At 63.6% G+C, this 17,527-nt stretch carries 16 protein-coding genes; 7 read left to right on the forward strand and 9 right to left on the reverse strand.

Annotated elements, in window-relative coordinates:
- Positions 1-47: 47 nt before the first annotated feature.
- Genes kdpC through NLY43_RS23640 form a run of 5 tightly spaced genes read right to left on the reverse strand, consistent with a single transcriptional unit; the run spans position 48 to position 4,764 of the window.
- The gene (kdpC, locus tag NLY43_RS23620) at positions 48-614 is read right to left on the reverse strand and encodes a potassium-transporting ATPase subunit KdpC (protein ID WP_023710827.1); all 567 of its coding nucleotides are present in this window, start codon (positions 612-614) and stop codon (positions 48-50) included.
- Positions 615-626: 12 nt separating this feature from the next.
- Complete coding sequence (kdpB, locus tag NLY43_RS23625) at positions 627-2,720, reverse strand: potassium-transporting ATPase subunit KdpB (RefSeq protein ID WP_023710828.1); 2,094 nt, start codon at positions 2,718-2,720, stop codon at positions 627-629.
- A complete protein-coding gene (locus tag NLY43_RS23630) occupies positions 2,717-2,944 on the reverse strand; it encodes a hypothetical protein (protein ID WP_023710829.1) in 228 nt (75 codons plus the stop codon). Before NLY43_RS23630 ends, kdpB begins: the two co-directional genes overlap by 4 nt.
- 8 nt (positions 2,945-2,952) lie before the next feature.
- Positions 2,953-4,656, reverse strand: a complete 1,704-nt coding sequence (gene kdpA, locus NLY43_RS23635) for a potassium-transporting ATPase subunit KdpA (RefSeq protein WP_023710830.1) — start codon at positions 4,654-4,656, stop codon at positions 2,953-2,955.
- An 18-nt stretch (positions 4,657-4,674) separates the two neighbouring features.
- Positions 4,675-4,764 carry a K(+)-transporting ATPase subunit F gene (locus NLY43_RS23640; RefSeq protein WP_023669708.1) on the reverse strand — a complete coding sequence of 30 codons (90 nt, stop codon included), beginning with the start codon at positions 4,762-4,764 and terminating at the stop codon, positions 4,675-4,677.
- A gap of 402 nt (positions 4,765-5,166) precedes the next feature.
- Here NLY43_RS23640 and NLY43_RS23645 point away from each other — a divergent pair, with 402 nt between their 5' ends.
- A complete protein-coding gene (locus NLY43_RS23645; protein ID WP_023710831.1) occupies positions 5,167-6,954 on the forward strand; it encodes a flavin-containing monooxygenase in 1,788 nt (595 codons plus the stop codon).
- Between the two features lie 208 nt (positions 6,955-7,162).
- On the opposite strand, the gene NLY43_RS23650 is transcribed toward NLY43_RS23645, so the two are convergent.
- Positions 7,163-8,395, reverse strand: coding sequence for an amidohydrolase/deacetylase family metallohydrolase (locus NLY43_RS23650; protein WP_023710832.1), 1,233 nt, complete (start codon positions 8,393-8,395; stop codon positions 7,163-7,165).
- Between the two features lie 103 nt (positions 8,396-8,498).
- Positions 8,499-8,864: a RidA family protein gene (locus tag NLY43_RS23655; protein WP_023683098.1), complete on the reverse strand. Its 366-nt coding sequence runs from the start codon at positions 8,862-8,864 to the stop codon at positions 8,499-8,501.
- A 175-nt stretch (positions 8,865-9,039) separates the two neighbouring features.
- Here NLY43_RS23655 and NLY43_RS23660 point away from each other — a divergent pair, with 175 nt between their 5' ends.
- Positions 9,040-9,525: a hypothetical protein gene (locus tag NLY43_RS23660; RefSeq protein ID WP_023710833.1), complete on the forward strand. Its 486-nt coding sequence runs from the start codon at positions 9,040-9,042 to the stop codon at positions 9,523-9,525.
- 132 nt (positions 9,526-9,657) lie between these two features.
- On the opposite strand, the gene NLY43_RS23665 is transcribed toward NLY43_RS23660, so the two are convergent.
- A complete protein-coding gene (locus NLY43_RS23665) occupies positions 9,658-9,888 on the reverse strand; it encodes a hypothetical protein (protein ID WP_023669703.1) in 231 nt (76 codons plus the stop codon).
- 146 nt (positions 9,889-10,034) lie between these two features.
- On the opposite strand from NLY43_RS23665, the gene NLY43_RS23670 reads away from it, so the two are divergent.
- The 3 genes from NLY43_RS23670 to NLY43_RS23680 all read left to right on the forward strand — a co-directional run bounded on the left by NLY43_RS23670 (position 10,035) and on the right by NLY43_RS23680 (position 13,410).
- Positions 10,035-10,676, forward strand: coding sequence for a glutathione S-transferase family protein (locus tag NLY43_RS23670; RefSeq protein ID WP_023710834.1), 642 nt, complete (start codon positions 10,035-10,037; stop codon positions 10,674-10,676).
- A 137-nt stretch (positions 10,677-10,813) separates the two neighbouring features.
- Complete coding sequence (locus NLY43_RS23675) at positions 10,814-12,316, forward strand: helicase HerA domain-containing protein (RefSeq protein ID WP_023710835.1); 1,503 nt, start codon at positions 10,814-10,816, stop codon at positions 12,314-12,316.
- Positions 12,317-12,444: 128 nt separating this feature from the next.
- A complete protein-coding gene (locus NLY43_RS23680) occupies positions 12,445-13,410 on the forward strand; it encodes a hypothetical protein (RefSeq protein WP_023710836.1) in 966 nt (321 codons plus the stop codon).
- A 70-nt stretch (positions 13,411-13,480) separates the two neighbouring features.
- On the opposite strand, the gene NLY43_RS23685 is transcribed toward NLY43_RS23680, so the two are convergent.
- Positions 13,481-13,924, reverse strand: a complete 444-nt coding sequence (locus NLY43_RS23685) for an SRPBCC family protein (protein WP_023710837.1) — start codon at positions 13,922-13,924, stop codon at positions 13,481-13,483.
- Between the two features lie 415 nt (positions 13,925-14,339).
- Here NLY43_RS23685 and eglC point away from each other — a divergent pair, with 415 nt between their 5' ends.
- Positions 14,340-15,764, forward strand: coding sequence for an endo-1,3-1,4-beta-glycanase EglC (gene eglC / locus NLY43_RS23690; protein ID WP_023710838.1), 1,425 nt, complete (start codon positions 14,340-14,342; stop codon positions 15,762-15,764).
- On the forward strand, positions 15,765-17,525 hold the full coding sequence (locus NLY43_RS23695) for a type I secretion system permease/ATPase (protein ID WP_023707581.1): 1,761 nt from the start codon (positions 15,765-15,767) through the stop codon (positions 17,523-17,525).
- Positions 17,526-17,527 lie beyond the last annotated feature (2 nt).

Here is a 17,527-nt window from a genome sequence, read left to right on the forward strand (position 1 = left end):
GCCGAGGATCGTGTCGATCCCCGGCCCCTGGCTTCAGAGATTGTCTCTCACTGCTTGGTATCGTCCAGTGCCAGGTTGAGCGCCAGCACATTGACGACCGGCTCGCCGAGGAAGCCGAGTTCGCGGCCTTCGACATGGCTGTCGACAAGCGCCTTGACCTTGGCTTCGTCGAAGCCCCTGGCCTTGGCCACCCGAGCGACCTGGAAATAGGCGGCGTCCGGGCTGATAGCGGGGTCGAGGCCGCTGCCGGACGTCGTCACCAGATCCATCGGCACCGGCTGGTTCGGGTTCTCCGCCTTCAGCTTTGCAACATCGCCCTTGATGCGGTCGATCAGCTTGGGGTTGGTTGGACCGAGATTGGAGCCGCTGGACGCTGCGGCGTTGTATCCGTCGCCGGCAGCCGAGGGGCGGCCATGGAAATACTTGTCGTCGGCAAAGCCCTGGCCGATCAGTTCGGAGCCGATGACCGTGCCGTTTTTCTCGATCAAGCTGCCATTGGCCTTGTGCGGAAACAGCGCCTGGGCGATGCCGGTCATGCCCAGGGGATAGATCAGGCCGGTCAAAACGGTGAAAAAGACGATCATGATAACAGCGGGTCTTATCTGAGTGAGCATGGACGTATTTCCTTAAGCTAGGCCGAGGCCGGTGACGATCATGTCGATCGCCTTGATGCCGACGAAGGGAACGATGATGCCGCCGAGGCCGTAGACCAGCAGGTTGCGGCTGAGCAGCGCGCCGGCGCCGATGGCGCGGTATTTGACGCCTTTAAGCGACAGCGGGATCAGAGCGATGATGATCAGCGCGTTGAAGATGATGGCCGACAGGATGGCGCTCTGCGGCGTCGCCAGATGCATGATGTTGAGCGCTTGCAGGGGGCCGATTGTATGTCCCGGCGCAACGTAGAAGACGGCAAACATGGCCGGGATGATGGCGAAGTATTTGGCGACGTCGTTGGCGATCGAGAAGGTCGTCAGCGAGCCGCGCGTCATCAGCAGCGCCTTGCCGATCTCGACGATCTCGATCAGCTTGGTCGGGTCACTATCGAGGTCGATCATGTTGCCGGCCTCGCGGGCGGCAACCGTGCCGGTGTTCATGGCGACGCCGACATCCGCCTGCGCCAAGGCCGGCGCGTCGTTGGTGCCGTCACCGCACATGGCGACCAGCTTGCCCTTGGCCTGTTCGTCGCGGATCAGCTTCAGCTTGTCCTCGGGCGTGGCCTGGGCGAGGAAATCGTCGACGCCGGCTTCGGCTGCGATCGCCGCCGCAGTCATCGGGTTGTCGCCGGTGATCATCACGGTGCGGATGCCCATTTTGCGCAGTTCGGCAAAGCGCTCGCGGATACCACCCTTGACGATGTCCTTTAGGTGGACGACGCCGAGCAGGCGGCCGTCACGCTCGACGGCCAGCGGCGTGCCGCCCGACTTGGCGATCTCGTCGGCGATCGCCTGGAGATCCTTGACGGTGTCGCTGCCGGGGCGCGTGCCGTGAGTGGCCGATGTCGACTGGCTGACATAGGCGAGAACCGAATCGACGGCGCCCTTGCGCACCGAGGAGCCATCGATGTCGACGCCGCTCATCCGGGTCTGCGCGGTGAAGGGCACGAAGCTGGCATGCAAGGTTGCCATGTCACGGGCGCGGATGGCGTATTTCTCCTTGGCCAGCACGACGATCGAGCGTCCCTCAGGCGTCTCGTCGGCGAGCGAGGCGAGCTGCGCGGCATCGGCCAGTTCCTGTTCGGTGACGCCCTTGACCGGGCGGAATTCGGTGGCCTGGCGGTTGCCGAGCGTGATGGTGCCGGTCTTGTCGAGCAAAAGCGTATCGACGTCGCCCGCCGCTTCGACGGCGCGGCCGGACATGGCCAGCACGTTGAAGCGCACCAGGCGGTCCATGCCGGCAATGCCGATGGCCGACAGCAGGGCGCCGATGGTGGTCGGGATCAAGGTGACGAACAGCGCGACCAGCACCGTCACCGGGATATAGCCGCCGGAATAGGAGGCAAAGCTCGGGATCGTGGCGGTGGCCAGCACGAAGATCAGCGTCATGCCGACGAGCAGGATGTTGAGCGCGATCTCGTTGGGCGTCTTCTGGCGCGAGGCACCCTCGACCAGCGAGATCATGCGGTCGAGGAAGGTGTGGCCGGAGGCGGCTGATATGCGCACGCGAATCCAGTCGGACAAAACCTGCGTGCCGCCGGTGACCGCCGAACGGTCGCCGCCGGATTCGCGAATGACGGGTGCGGACTCGCCGGTGATTGCCGCCTCGTTGACCGAGGCCACGCCTTCGATCACTTCACCGTCGGACGGGATGATGTCGCCGGCTTCGACCAGCACGATGTCGCCAACCTTCAGGCTGGTGCCGGGCACCAGCTTGAACCTGGAGCGGTCTTCGCCGGCAAGCAGCTTGGCCTGGGTTTCGGTGCGCGCCTTGCGCAGCGAATCGGCCTGCGCCTTGCCGCGGCCTTCGGCGACGGCCTCGGCGAAGTTGGCGAACAGCACGGTGAACCACAGCCAGATGATGATCTGCAGCGTAAAGCCGAAATCGCCGCCGCCGGTGACGAGATCCTTGACGAACAGGACCGTGGTAAGAAGCGAGACGATGCCGACGACGAACATCACCGGGTTCCTGACCAGCGTGCGGGGGTCGAGTTTCCTGAAGGCGCCGCCGATGGCCGGCCACAGGATGCGGGCATCCATGATGCTCGCGGATTTGGACTGGCTCATTTGGTGGCTCCAGTATCTGAACTGTTGGCCGGCACCGACCGATCGGATGCCGAAAAGAGGGGCGGCGGCCCATAGGCCAGCAGCCAGATCACGATCATGACCGCCGCAATGCCGAGGAAGGTGGACACGCCGGGGAAGGGAGGGGGCGTTTCCTCCCCCTCATTGCCGGCTCGTGGGCCGGCTCGCGGCCGGGCCTTCATGCGTTTTGGGTAGAACCAGGACATGACAAGCCTCAGAATGTCTGGCCGTTGATGGCAGCCAGGTGCTCGACGACCGGTCCGATCGCCAGTGCCGGGAAGAAGGTCAGGCCGACGACGATCAGGATGACGCCGACGAGCAGGCCGACGAACAGCGGGCCGTCGGTCGGGAAGGTGCCGGCGGAAGCCGGAACCGTCTTCTTCGTCGCTAGCGAGCCGGCAATGGCAAGCGCTGGAATGATGACGAAGAAGCGACCCACCCACATGGAGATGCCGAGCGTGATGTTGTACCAGGGCGTGTTGCCGGAAAGGCCGCCAAAGGCCGAGCCGTTGTTGGCCGCCGCCGAAGTGTAGGCATAAAGAACCTCGGAGAAGCCATGCGGACCGCCATTGGCCATCGAGGCGACGGCGCTTGGCAGCACGACCGCTATTGCCGTGAAGACCAGCATGACCAGCGGCAGAGCTAGGATGGCGAGCATTGCCATCTTGACCTCCTTGGCCTCGATCTTCTTGCCGAGATATTCGGGCGTGCGGCCAACCATCAGGCCGGCGACGAACACGGTGATGACGATGAACATGACGATGCCGTAGAAGCCGGCGCCGACGCCGCCGACGATGACTTCGCCGAGCTGCATGTTGAGCATCGGGATCAGGCCCCCAAGTGCTGTGAACGAGTCATGCATGGCGTTCACCGCACCGCAGCTCGCAGCCGTGGTGATGACGGCGAATAGTGCCGAAGCGGCAATGCCGAAGCGGCTCTCCTTGCCTTCCATGTTGGCGCCGTCCACGCCCAGCGCATGGACCAGCGGATTGCCCGCGGCTTCCGCCCAGTAGCAGATAACGACGCCAGCGATGAACAGCACACTCATCGTGGCCAGGATCGCCCAGCCCTGGCGCTGGTTGCCGACCATGCGGCCGAAGACGTTGGTGAGTGCAGCACCCAGCGCGAAGATCGTTACCATCTGGATCATGTTGGAGATGGCGTCGGGGTTTTCGAAAGGATGCGCGGCATTGGCGTTGAAGAAGCCGCCGCCATTGGTGCCGAGCATCTTGATGGCAACCTGCGAGGCGACGGGCCCAAGGGCGAGCGTCTGCTTGGCGCCTTCGAGCGTGGTGGCATCGACATAAGGCCCCAGCGTCTGCGGCATGCCGAGCCAGACATAGACAAGGGTGAGCACGATGCTGAGCGGCAGCAGGATGTAGAGCGTGCAGCGGGTCATATCGACCCAGAAATTGCCGATCGATTTGGCCGAGGCGCGGGCGAAGCCGCGGATCAGCGCCACCGCGATGGCAATGCCCACGGCGGCCGACATGAAGTTCTGCACGGTGAGGCCGGCCATCTGCACGAGGTAGGACAACGTGCTTTCGCCGCCGTAATTCTGCCAGTTGGTGTTGGTGACGAAGCTGACGGCAGTGTTGAAGGCGAGATTGGGTTCGACCGATGCCATCCCGGCCGGATTGTAAGGCAGGACGCCCTGCAGGCGTTGCAGAAAGTACAGCACCAGGAAGCTGGCAAGGCTGAAGAAGATGATTCCTGCCGCGTAGGTCGTCCAGTGCTGCTCCTCGCGCTCGCTGGTTCCCGAAATGCGGTAGAGGCCGCGCTCAACGGGCCCGAGTATGGGCGAGAGAAAGGTGCGATCGCCATTGAAGACGCGGTACATGTAGCCGCCGAGCGGCTTCACCAGCAAAACGACGATCCCGCAATAAACCAGGATCTGTATCCATCCGTTGAGTGTCATGGGTTTCCGTGCCTTGCTTCAGAAGCGTTCTGGGCGAACGAGGGCGTATGTCAGGTAGACGAGCAGGAACAAGGTCACGCCGCCACCGAGGATGTAATCGACAAGCATGGTGCGATCCTTCCGCTTAAAGAGCGTCGCAAGCTTTGATGTAGGCGAGGGAAAGACCGAAGAACAAAACCTCGATCCCGATGACGACGATGTCCATTTGTGTTGGTCCTTGCTTCTGCTTGTATTTGGCGCCAGCGACTGGCGAGCCAGAAATTCCATGAGAACGGCCCGCCGTAACTCTGGGGTCACGGCGTCCGCAGCGTTTTGCTCGAAGTGGAATATGGACCCGATCGCCATAAAGGTTCGAGACGGGCCGCGGAGGAAAGATATAAAATTCCTATAAAGATTTCCGGGAGATGGCTCCGTTCCGGGCCGCTAGAAACCGAGGCCATGATATCGCGACCCCTCTTGCGGCGCCGCCGTCTTTTGAAACAATGGGAACGCAAAGTGAGGGAAAAACAGATGCTCGACATGGCACCATCGAAACAGGCGGCGACATGGCTTTGCGCGCTTGCACGGGCGCTGGAAGCTGATGACGCCGAAGCGGCCGCCAACCTGTTCGTCGAGGATTGCTACTGGCGCGATCTGCTGGCTTTCACCTGGAACATCACCACGATGGAAGGCCGCGGTGCGATCCGCGACATGCTGCAAGCGACGCTGGCGGAAGCGAAGCCCTCACACTGGACGCTGTCCGGCGAGGCGACCTCGGATGAGGGCACCGTCGAGGCCTGGTTCACGTTCGAAACGTCGGTCGCGCGGGGCGAAGGGATTGTGCGCCTCACGGACGGCCGCTGCCGGACCTTGTTCACGGCGGTGCGGGAGCTCAAAGGGTTCGAGGAGAAAAAGGGACCGGCGCGGCCGCTAGGCATCCGTCACAAGGCCGATCCGAAGCGCGAAACCTGGGCGGAGGCGCGGGCGCGCGAGACGCGTGACCTCGGCGCCACCGAGCAGCCCTATTGCCTGGTGATCGGCGGCGGGCAGGGCGGCATCATGCTCGGCGCGCGGCTGAGGCAGCTCGGCGTGCCCACCATCATCATCGAGAAAAATGCGCGCCCCGGCGATTCCTGGCGCAACCGTTATCGCTCGCTCGTGCTGCACGATCCGGTCTGGTACGACCATCTGCCCTACATTCCGTTCCCGGAGAACTGGCCGGTGTTCACGCCCAAGGACAAGATGGGCGACTGGCTGGAGATGTACACCAGGGTGATGGAGCTCAACTACTGGGTCGCCACCAAATGCGTCAGCGCCAGCTATGACGAGGCCGAGAAGGTGTGGACTGTGGTGGTCGACCGCGTCGGCCGGCATATTACGCTGAAGCCTAGGCACATTGTCTTTGCCACCGGCGCCTATGGCCCGCCGCGGCAGATCGCGTTGCCCGGCGCCGAGACCTTCAAGGGCGAGCTGCTGCACTCCAGCCAGTATGCCAGCGGCGAGAAATTCCGCGGCAAAAAGGTCGCGGTCATCGGCGCGGCAAGCTCCGGGCACGATGTCAGCGTCGATCTCTGGGAGAGCGGCGCCGATGTCACCATGATCCAGCGCTCGCCGACGACAGTGGTGAAATCCGACACGCTGATGGAGGTCGGCTTCGAGATCTTTTCAGAGAATGCGCTGGCGCGCGGCATCACCACTGACAGAGCCGACCTGATCGTCGCGTCGACGCCGTTCGCGCTGGTGCCCAAGGGCCAGCGAGATCTGTACGAAGTTATCAAGGCGCGCGATGCGTCCTTCTACGACCGGCTGCGCGCCGCCGGCTTCGCCATCGATTTCGGCGAGGACGAGACCGGGCTGTTGATGAAGGCCTACCGCACCGGCTCCGGCTACTACATCGATGTCGGCGCCTGCGAACTGATCATCAATGGCGAGATCAAAGTGAAGAGCGGCGTCGGCATCAGTTCATTGACGCCGACCGGCATCCTGTTCGACGACCGCAGCGAGCTGGCCGTCGATGCGATCGTCGCCTGTACCGGCTACCAGTCGATGAACGAGACCGTGGCGGCCATCGTCTCGCGCGAGGTCGCCGACAAGGTAGGGCCATGCTGGGGCCTCGGCTCCGGCGTCAAGGGCGATCCCGGTCCTTGGCAAGGCGAGCTGCGCAACATGTGGAAGCCGACGGCCCAGGACGCGCTGTGGTTCCACGGCGGCAATCTGGCGCTGTCGCGGTTTTACTCGAAATATGTGGCGCTGCAGATCAAGGCGCGGATGGAAGGGATTGCGACGCCGGTGTTTGGGGCGGTGAGTAATTCGGGGTAAGGTTCGACCCCCACTCCGTCGAGCTTCGCTCGACACCTCTCCCCCGATCGACGGGGGAGAGGAATGGCGCGAAGCGATTCCAGCTGGCGCCTTTCCTCTCCCTCCGGAGGGGGGAGAGGTGGCTCGGCGAAGCCGAGACGGAGTGGGGGAAGGCGGTCCTCAAACGCGCCGCCGAAAGACAGACCATCTCCCATGAAGGGGAGACCAGCTAATCGTGCCTACGCCCGAAATGCCGTGCCGCGACCTCGACATGCGTATGGTGCGTGTGGGCCTCGAAGCGCTCGGTCTCGTTGTGGTCGGCGGCTTCGTTCGGCCACCAGACACCACCCACGACGATGCCGTCCGATGTGAGCCGCTGATCCGCGATCAGCGCCGCACCGACCGCATCGACGAAGGTAAAGCGCCCGGGGCGCAGTCTCAGCACCGCGACATCGCCGACACCGCCAACTTTCAGCGTCCCAAGCTCCGGCCTGGCGATCGCCTCGGCTGGCCTTTGCGTGGCGGCGCGCAGCACCTCGACCAGCGGCATGCCCAGCGCCATTAGCTTCGACATGCAGACCAGTATGTCGAAGGCCGGACCGTCGACGCAATAGAGATGCACGTCGCTGGAGATGACGTCGGGCGCGAGGCCCTCGGCCAGCATCGCTTTCGCCACGGCGAAGTCGAACGATCCCATGCCGTGGCCGATGTCGAAGATGACGCCGCGTTCGCGGGCCAGCCGCATGTCCGGCCGCACCGCGCCGGAGGCGAAGACCGGCGCGTTGGGGAACGGGCGAAAACAGTGCGTGAGGATGTCACCCTTGCGCAGCCGCGGCAGCACTTCGGAGCGGCCGGGCGGCGGCTCGTCTATATGCGCCATCAGCGGCAGGCCGGCCTGGTCGGCGGCTTCCAGCGCGAGATCGACCGGCGCGATGCCGCTGGCGCCGCCGGCATGCTTACCGGAGCGCACTTTTACGCCGACGACGACATCGGCGTGCTCGCGCACCGCAGCCACCGTCTCGCGTGGCTCGCAGAGCCTGAGATCGCTGCATTCGCCGACAGAGACGCTTTGCGAGAAGCCGAATATGCCGGCAAAGGAGATGTTGACATAGGCCAGGATGCGCACCTTCGAGCGCTCGATGACATGGCGGCGAAAGCCCAGAATATTGCCGGCGCCGGCGCTGCCGGCGTCGATGAAGGTGGTGGTGCCGCTCTTGGCCGCCAGCCGGTCGGCATCGACGCCAAGCGAGGTGCCGCCCCAATAGACATGGCTATGCAAATCGATGAGGCCGGGCGTGACGATGCAATCACGAGCGTCGACTATCTTGGTGGCGTGCTCGGCATCGATCGCCGCCTCGATGGCCACGATGCGTCCGCCCGCAACGGCGACATCGCGCGGCGCGTCCAGGCCCGAGGCCGGATCGATCAGGCGGCCGCCCTTGATCAGGAGATCGAACTGCATCGGCGCCTGCCTCTCTTTGTTTCGGGGCATGATCTTTGGACAAAACGGTTTCCGTTTGTCCGAGAAAACCGGTTTCCACTTTTCGGGATCATGCCCCGACTGGTCAAACCGGCCGGTAAGCGACGGCTTCGACCTCGATCTTGATGTCGATCATCAGCCGCGATTCGACCGTGGTGCGGGCCGGCGGATTTTTCGGGAAGTGCTTGGCGTAGACGGCATTGAAGGCGCCGAAGTCGCGCGCGTCCTCGAGCCAGACCGTGGTCTTGACGACATCGTCCATGGTGCAGCCGGCCAGCGCGAGTGCTGCCTTCACATTCTGCAGCACCTGCTCGGTCTGCTCGGTAATGCCGCCCTTGACCACAATGCGGTCGCCGTCGACCGGCACCTGACCTGAGATGTAGACGAAATCCCCGGCGCGCACGGCCGGCGACAGCGGCACGTGGGATGTTCCAAAACACTCTTTGGGCAAAGGAAACTCCTGTTCAGAATGGCGGGCCGCGCCCCGTTTTCGACGACCGCTCTACGCCTGTCCCGGTGATCCTCATAGGGGGCTTTTTGGAAAGCAGCATTTTTCCAAACGCGTGTTGCTTTATCGCAGGCTCGCCAGCATCTTGCGCGTCGCATTTTCCCGACAGGAGATTTCAATGACCTTCGACAAGAACCCGTTTCCAGAGGGCGATGCCGATCGCCACGCGCTCTGGGAAATGTTGGTGCGGCGCGACATCGACGCCTTTATCGGTCAGGACTGGTCGATGGTCGAGGATGATTTCCTCGCCGACAGCTTCTTCGGCATGCATGCGCATTTCCTCAGCGATGCCGACGCTTGGCGTCTGCAATTCCCGAGCCTTGCCGTCTATCGCGACGAATGGCTGCGCCAGGCCAAGGAGACGGCGACGACCAGATTCGCCGAGCCGCTGCGCGAGGCGCTGTTTCGCGTCACCAACATGCGCGACATCGATGTCGATGGCGACCGCGCCGTGCTGCACAAGAAGTTCAACGGCTCGGTGGCCAAGGCCGATGGCAGCGTCGACAAGCTGAAATGGCAGACGCTGTATTTCTGCAGGAAGGTGGCGGGCCACTGGAAGATCGGCGGCTTCGTCGGCTACATGCCGCATCCCTTGGGGAACTGAGGTTTACCCGCTGATGCTATTGCCGGCCTTCGCGCACGAAGACGTCCGCTTCCGGGCTGCAGCTGTAAAAGCTCGCCAACCGAACCCACTCGAGCTCAAGCGAGTTGAACGGGACAGGTTCGTCCAACAGGGCTAGCGGGAGCGGTGGTCGAACACAACCGCCATGGTCTTACCAATTGCCGCCATGACGACGAGTTCGACGAGATCGTCGTCGCTGTCGACACAGGTTGGATCCATGCGGCGGATGGCGTCGAGCGCCGCCCTGGTCGAGACGGTATCGCCGGCGCGGAATCTGGAAAGCGCAGAGGAAACAAGGTTCTGGGTTGTCACGTCGATGACAGGTACGCTCGGCACTACGTTCATGGCTTCCTCCTGCCAAGAACCCTCTCCCGAAGGAAATAATACGCCGAACGACGGCGTGTGCCAGCGGAATCGTGGTCCGACCAGATTGCCGAGAGGGCACGTTTGCGTGTTTGATAGGATCGAGCCCACAGCGTCCAGGACACGACATGAAACTGTACTTCAGCCGCAATCCCAATCCGCGCCTTGCGGTAGCAACGGCACGTCATCTGCAGGCCAAGGTCGAGTGTGAGTTCGCGGCACCCATGGCGCCCGGACAGGCTGAGCGGTTTCGTCAGCTCAATCCCAATCTTACCCTGCCGATATTGGCATGGCCGGGCGGCAGCCTGTGGGAAGCCGACGCCATAGCCTGCCTTCTGTCGCGCGAAGCGGGTTCGGATTTCTGGCGCGGCGGCGGCGACCAACCCGACATGATCCGCTGGCTGAGCTGGGGCAAGGAAAATTTCGTCCGGGCCTGCGACACCGTGCATTTCGAGCGCGGAACCAAGCAGCGCTACGGGATTGGGCCTGTCGACCAGGGCAAGGTCGAGGAGGGGCTGGCGGAGTTCCGCATCGCGGCAGCGATTCTCGAGGCGGAGCTCGCCAAGCGGCCATGGCTTGTGGGCAAGTCGCTTTCCTATGCCGATTTCCGCATGGCGACGTTTTTGCCGTTCAACGATGCAGCCGGCCTGCCGCTGGCGGACTATCCCTCTGTTCTGGGTTGGTATCGCCGGCTCGAAGCCATCGATGCCTGGCGCGATCCCTTCGACGGGCTGGAAGCGCCGCTTCTGCCGCCGGTCAACTCCGCTTGATGTGCCTTCCCTTTGGGCAGATGGGCTGATGTGTGGCGCTTTGGCAGCATAGGTGTGGAACAGCGGGCGAGTTGCCATGGCGCGCTCGACGGCTCGCGGCCGGGTTGATAAGCCCTGTCCGCAAGGAGAGTCGTGACATGACCGTAGCCATCGAGATGGGACAGACGACGGCGGGTGCGTCGGCGGCGCTCGACCTTGAGGAGCTGCTGGCCACCCGGCTTCTGGTGCAGGGCAATTCCGGCTCCGGCAAATCGCACCTTTTGCGCCGGCTCCTGGAGCAGAGCGCGCCCTGGGTGCAGCAGACCATCATCGACCCGGAAGGCGATTTCGTCTCGCTGGGCGACCATTACGGCCATCTGGTCATCGATGCCGAGGAGCATACGGAGCGTGGCCTGCAAGCAGCCGGCGAGCGGGCGCGCATCCACCGCGTCTCCACGGTGCTCAATCTCGAAGGGCTCGATGCCGAGAACCAGATGCGGCGCGCCGCTGCCTTTCTCGGCGGGTTGTTCGAGGTTGCCCGCGAGCATTGGTATCCGATGCTGGTGGTGGTCGACGAAGCGCAGCTGTTCGCGCCCGCCGTGGCCGGCGAAGTGTCCGACGAGGCGCGAAAGCTCTCGCTCGGCGCCATGACCAATTTGATGTGCCGCGGCCGCAAGCGCGGCCTTGCCGGCATCATCGCCACGCAGCGGCTGGCAAAGCTCGCCAAGAATGTCGCGGCGGAGGCGTCCAATTTCCTCATGGGCCGTACCTTCCTCGATATCGACATGGCGCGCGCCGCCGACCTTCTGGGCATGGAACGGCGTCAGGCCGAGGCGTTTCGAGACCTGGAGCGCGGGCACTTCATGGCGTTGGGCCCAGCGCTGTCGCGCCGTCCGCTCGGCGTGCGCATCGGCCAGACCGAGACCAGCCCGCGCAACGGTACGCCGCGGCTGATGGCAATGCCGGAAACAGCGCTTGAAGACGCGCGCGCCATCATCCTGGCGGCGCCGCCGCCCGAGACGATGCGCGCGCCGCGCCGGATGGCGTCGCCGGAGCTGCTCGACCAGCTGATGGCGGCCAAATCGGCGGCGATGGAGATCCGCCCGGAACCTGCGGAACCGGCGGTAAGCGCCGAGGATAGGGCCGAGCGGCGAGAGCGGGTGGACCGTGTCCTGCGCGCCATCCTGGCGCAGCCCGATGCGGGTTTCCGCGTCATCGGCGTGCTTTATCAGGAGTTCGTCGTCCGCTGCCGCATCGAAGGCCTCGCTTCGGTGGTGCCGGACCTCTCAGAATTCCGCCGCATGCTGACGCGTGCCCGCGCCGGGCTCGGCGCCGACATGGCAGGCGATGGCGCCTGGCAGGACGTTTCCGTGCGCGCCTCGCTGCTGCCCGAGGACATGCAGGGCGTGTTCATGATGATCGCCCGCGCCGCCAAGGAGGGCTGGCCGTGCCCGAGCGACGCGGCGATCGCGCGCGCCTACGGCTCGCATTCGCTGCGGCGCGCCCGGCGGCTGCTCACCTATATCGAGGAGCAGGGCCTCATCGTCTGCCAGCTCGACGGCACCGGCCGCCGCACGGTGACGCTGGTCGAGCTCGCCTGGGCGACGGCGCCGGGCGACCCCAATGCCGCGGAGGCGGAACAGGGCAGCCTGGCGCTGTGAAAGGCGAACAGGCAGCTACCTGACTTGCTTGCGCGGTTCTGAACAAGATGTGTTTCGCCGATCGACGCGCGACGATTTATGATGAGTTTCCGAGAATCGCAGAACGGTTCGGGCGGGAGGGTTGTCCGGTGCGGTTGAAATCTCTGGCTGTCTTTGTCTTTGGCCTCCTCGCCATCGCCGGCATCACCTTGACGATGTCTGCCCGGTCTTTTGCCGCGTCCTCCGATATACCGGCCTGGCTGCAGGCCCATGTCGGCAATGACGACGGCGAGATTTCGCAAGTGGTGCTGGAGCGGGCGCGCGCGCTTTACCTGAAGAAGGTCGCGCAAGGCGCGGTCCACAATGGCTGCTATTTCGCCATGGATGCGACGCGCCCCGGCGATCTCGGCAATGGCGTGCTGGGGCGGCGCTACTACGTCATTTGCGAGGCCAAGCAGTCGTTCAGGGCGATCTCGTCGGGCCATGGCGGCGGCCGCAATCTGAAGGGCGTGGTCGATTTCTCCAACGGCAAGCGCTGCGCGAAAAACTTCGGCAATGCGCTGGACTCGTCCTTGACGACCGGCGGCGCCTATATGACCGGCGAGGCAAAGACCTCATTCAAGGGTTTTTACCGCATCGGCGCAAAAAAGGACCAGGCGCTGCTGCGCACCTTCATCCAGTTCGACGGTGAGGGGGAGACGGCGAATGCCAGGCAGCGGGTGATCGGTGGCCACGCGGCGCGGCTGTTGCGCGGCATGTGCCTGCGCAAGAACCCGAACAGCTCCTATGCCGACCATGACGGCTTCGTGCCATACGGCAAGCTGGTGGATTATGCCGGCGGCCGCAGCAATGGCTGCACCAGCTGGTCGCCGTCCGACGCCGACCAGATCATTTCGATGGTGAAGGGCAATCCGACGACGCTCTATATATACCCGGAATCGCGCGACATCACCGCCGTTGGTAAATCGGGCGCCTATTGGAATGCGTCCTGCCTGAAGGAGATCGGCAAGCCGAAATTCTGGCCGCGAAAGAGCCTTGAGCCGATCATCGCGCAATACGCCAAGGACAACCCGCCACCGCCGCCACAACCGTTGCCGATCTGCACCGGGCCGTGAGGGATGAGTCCTCGGCTCGGCATTGTCGGCGGCGCGGACTGGCTGGGCGGCGCCGCCGATCCGATGGGCTCTACTGATTGATCTCGGGTTCGACGAGCTTTGCCAGATTGCGCAGCGACTCCTGCCAGCCGAGATAGCAGGCTTCGGCCGGAATAACGTCCGGAATGCCGGCCTGCGTGATGTCGAGTTCCGTGCCGACCGACACTTTCTTCATGAGCACGGTCACTTCGATCTGGCCGGGCAAATTGGGGTCGTCGAACCTGTCGGTGTAGCGCAGGCGCTCGCCGGGAACGAGTTCGAGATATTCGCCGCCGAAGGAATGGCTGCCGCCCGTCGTGAAGTTTCGGAACGACATCTTGAAGGCGCCACCGACTTTCGCGTCGAAGCTGTGTACCGTGCAAGTGAAGCCGTTCGGCGGAAGCCATTTCGCCAGCGCGTCGGCTTCTGTGAATGCGCGGTAGACCTTCTCCGGGCTGGTCGTCAGAACGCGGTGCAAACGTACGGTGCTTGGCATCTCTTCGGTATCCTTTGTGGTTTCGTTGTCCGATGCCCCAAGGACGGGTGAACCTCACCCGGTCCGACATAGCCTGTCAAATTTTCTTGAGCCCTTTGCCCGCGGCCATCCGCCCGCGACTTCGACCGCCGCCTCAGGCAGGCGGTCGTGTCGCGTCAAATTGCATGCATCATTGACAGGTTGCCTAACTTTTCGGCGCGGATCTCACAATTTATTAAAATTGTAAGTCTCTCCTACAAAGTTGTATTAGGATCAGCTTAACGCCTTCGGCATTATCTATTAAATGATGGGCGACGATCTCCTTGGTGTACTATAGAATGATTCCCTGGAACGACGGATCAATTTAAGAGTTGATCCGAAATGGTCGCTCGAAGGTTGTCGAACGACCAAGGCAGCACGCGCAAGGAGTGTCGGAATGACCACAGTCCTCAACGCCAAAGGCATTCCACTTCCGTATACCGGCGCTTCCACCCATTGGTTCTCGGCGACTGGAGGCGCGCCTTACCGCTACGGCACCTCGGGCAACGATTCCTTCTGGGGCGACACCAACGTCAAGGTCACCATGTATGGCGGCGCGGGCGACGACTATTACCATCTCTATTCGACGATCAACAAAGCGGTCGAGAACTACGGCGCGGGCGTCGACACGATCGATACCTGGATGAGCTACAAGCTGCCCGCGAATTTCGAGAACCTCGTCGTCACCGGCGACGGCCACTATGCCTTCGGCAATGGTCAGGACAACATCATAACGGGCGGCGCTGGCAGCCAGACGCTGGAAGGCGGCAAGGGCAATGACGTGCTGATCGGCGGCGCCGGCGCCGACACCTTCATCATCACCAAGGGCAATGGCAGCGACCTGATCTCCGATTTCGGCGCGACCGACACGGTGCGCCTCAACGGCTATGCCTTCACCTCGTTCGAGGCCGTCCACGCCAATATGGTCCAGGTGGGATCGAACGTGCAGCTGAACCTCGGCTCGAGCGAGGTGCTGGTGTTCCACAACACCACGATCGACAAGTTTCAGCCCGGCCAGTTCGAGCTGCCGATCGACAAGACCGGCATGACGCTGTCTTTCAACGACGATTTCAACACGCTGAGCCTGTGGAACGGCCAGAGCGGCATCTGGGATTCCAATTTCTGGTGGGGGGCGCAGAACGGCAGCTCGCAGCCCCAGAACGGCGAGCTGCAATGGTATATCGACGCCAATTATGCGCCGACCAGCTCGGTCCATCCGTTCAGCGTCGCAAGCGGCGTGCTCACCATAACCGCGGCGCATGCGCCCGACGACATCAAGCCGCTGATCAACAATTACGAATACACTTCCGGCATACTGACGACGCACGACACCTTCTCGCAGACCTATGGCTATTTCGAAATGCGGGCCGATCTCCCGGAAAATGCCGGCGCGTGGCCGGCCTTCTGGCTTCTGCCCGAAGACGGTTCATGGCCCCCGGAACTCGACGTGATCGAAATGTATGGGCAGAACCCGAATGCGCTTCTCATGACCGCGCACACAAATGAGACGGGAACCCACACCACGGTCGGGTCGACGGTGAATGTCTCCAACACCGACGGCTATCACACCTATGGCCTGTTGTGGACGCCGGACAAGCTGGTCTGGACCTATGATGGCGTCCAGGTCGCGGAAGCGGCGACGCCGTCCGATATGAACAAGCCCATGTATATGCTGGTCGACCTTGCGGTCGGCGGTCAAGCCGGCGCGCCGCCCGACCATCTGGCGACGCCCGCGCAAATGAAGATCGACTATATCCACTCCTATACGCTGAACGATTTGCAGCAGAGCCATCTGAGCACGACAGCCGAGCACGCGGTCTAGATGTCACGGGACCGCGCGCCACTCAGGGATGCGGCCATCGGCCTGCGCCCGGTCTTCCTGCGTGGCATCGCCGACATCGGCATCTTTTCGTTGCTGATCAACATCCTGCTCCTGGTGATCCCGCTCTATCTGCTGCAGGTCTATGACCGGGTGTTGCCGTCCTCCAGCGTCGAGACGCTGCTTTATCTCTCGGCCATGGCGGTCCTCGCGCTCGCCTTCCTCGGCCTGCTGGACGCGGTCCGCGCCATCTACGCGCAACGTGTTGCGGCCACCGTCGACCAGAAACTGGGCGCGCGGACATTCGCCGCCTCGCTTGGCGCCAGACATGCCGGCAGCGGGCTGTCGCCGCTGAACGACCTTGCCACGACTTGCGCCTTCATCAGGTCGCGCGGCGTGGCGGTGCTGTTCGACCTGCCGTTTGCGCCCGTCTTCCTGGCCTTGCTCTATTTCATCCATCCCGTCCTGTTCTGGCTGACGCTCGCCGGCGCCGTGCTGCTGTTTCTCCTGGTCGTGGCCAACCAGCTTGCCATCGGCAGGAACGATGCCATGTCGGCGGAACGCTCGGCGGTGGCCAGCCAGGCGGAGCAGGCCTTCGCCCGCAACACCGACACGCTGCGCGCCATGGGCATGGTGCAAAATGCCGCCGCGGTCTGGGGACAGCACGTTGCTGAGGCGCTGACCCTGCATGACCGTTCCGGAAGCGCCAATGCGATCTTCAGCGCGACGTCGCGGGCGCTGCGCATGATGCTGCAACTGGCGATCCTCGGCGCCGGCGCGTGGCTGGTGCTACAAGGGCAGATGACCGCCGGCATGATCTTCGCTTCGTCGCTGGTGTCGTCGCGCGCGCTGCAGCCGCTCGACCAGCTGATCGGATCCTGGCGGCAGATCGTCGACGCCAAGCGATGCTGGAAGCGACTGGACACCGCCCTTGCGGCGCAACCAGCGCAGGGGCGCAAGCTCGCACTGCCCGATCCATTGGGCGCGATTTCGGTGCAGGATCTGTTCTTCATCGCGCCGACTGCGGCTTTCGGCACGGAGCCCATCCTCAAGCGGTTGAATTTTGCCATCGGCGCCGGCGAAGCGGTGGCGATCGTCGGCCCGAGCGGGGCCGGCAAATCGACGTTGGCGAAATTGCTTGTGGGCGCGCTGCAGCCGACCGGCGGCGCGGTAAGGGTCGACGGCGCCGACCTGAGGAGCTGGGACGAAACCCAGCTTGGCAGGCATATCGGCTATCTCGCGCAGGAGGTGGAGCTTTTCCCGGGATCGATCGCGCAAAATGTCGCCCGCTTCGAACCCGACGCCGATGACGCCGCGATCGTCGAAGCGGCCAGGCGCGCCGAGGCGCATGAGCTGATTCTCACGCTGCGCGACGGCTATCAGACCATGATAGGCCCGTCGCATACCGTGCTGTCGGGCGGCGAGCGCCAGCGGATAGGGCTGGCGCGCGCCTTCTACGGCAAGCCACGCATGCTGGTGCTGGACGAGCCCAACGCCCATCTCGACGGCAGTGGGGAGGCGGCGCTCGAAGGGATGCTTTCGGCCGCGCGAAGTGTAAGCGTCACGACAGTCGTCATCACGCATCGCCCTTCGATCGCCGCGGCCTGCGACCGCGTCATGGTCCTGCGCAACGGCATGGTCGAAGCTTTCGGCCCTGCGAGCGAGGTGCTGAGGCAACCGGCGGCCGGCAAGGCCGGGAGCGCGGTGGTGACAGGCTCGTTCGTGCCGACCGTGCGCCCGCACAGCGTCCGCTTCGGGTCATAGAC

Origin of the sequence: Mesorhizobium sp. C416B, from assembly GCF_030323165.1 — a bacterium.
Lineage (GTDB): Bacteria > Pseudomonadota > Alphaproteobacteria > Rhizobiales > Rhizobiaceae > Mesorhizobium.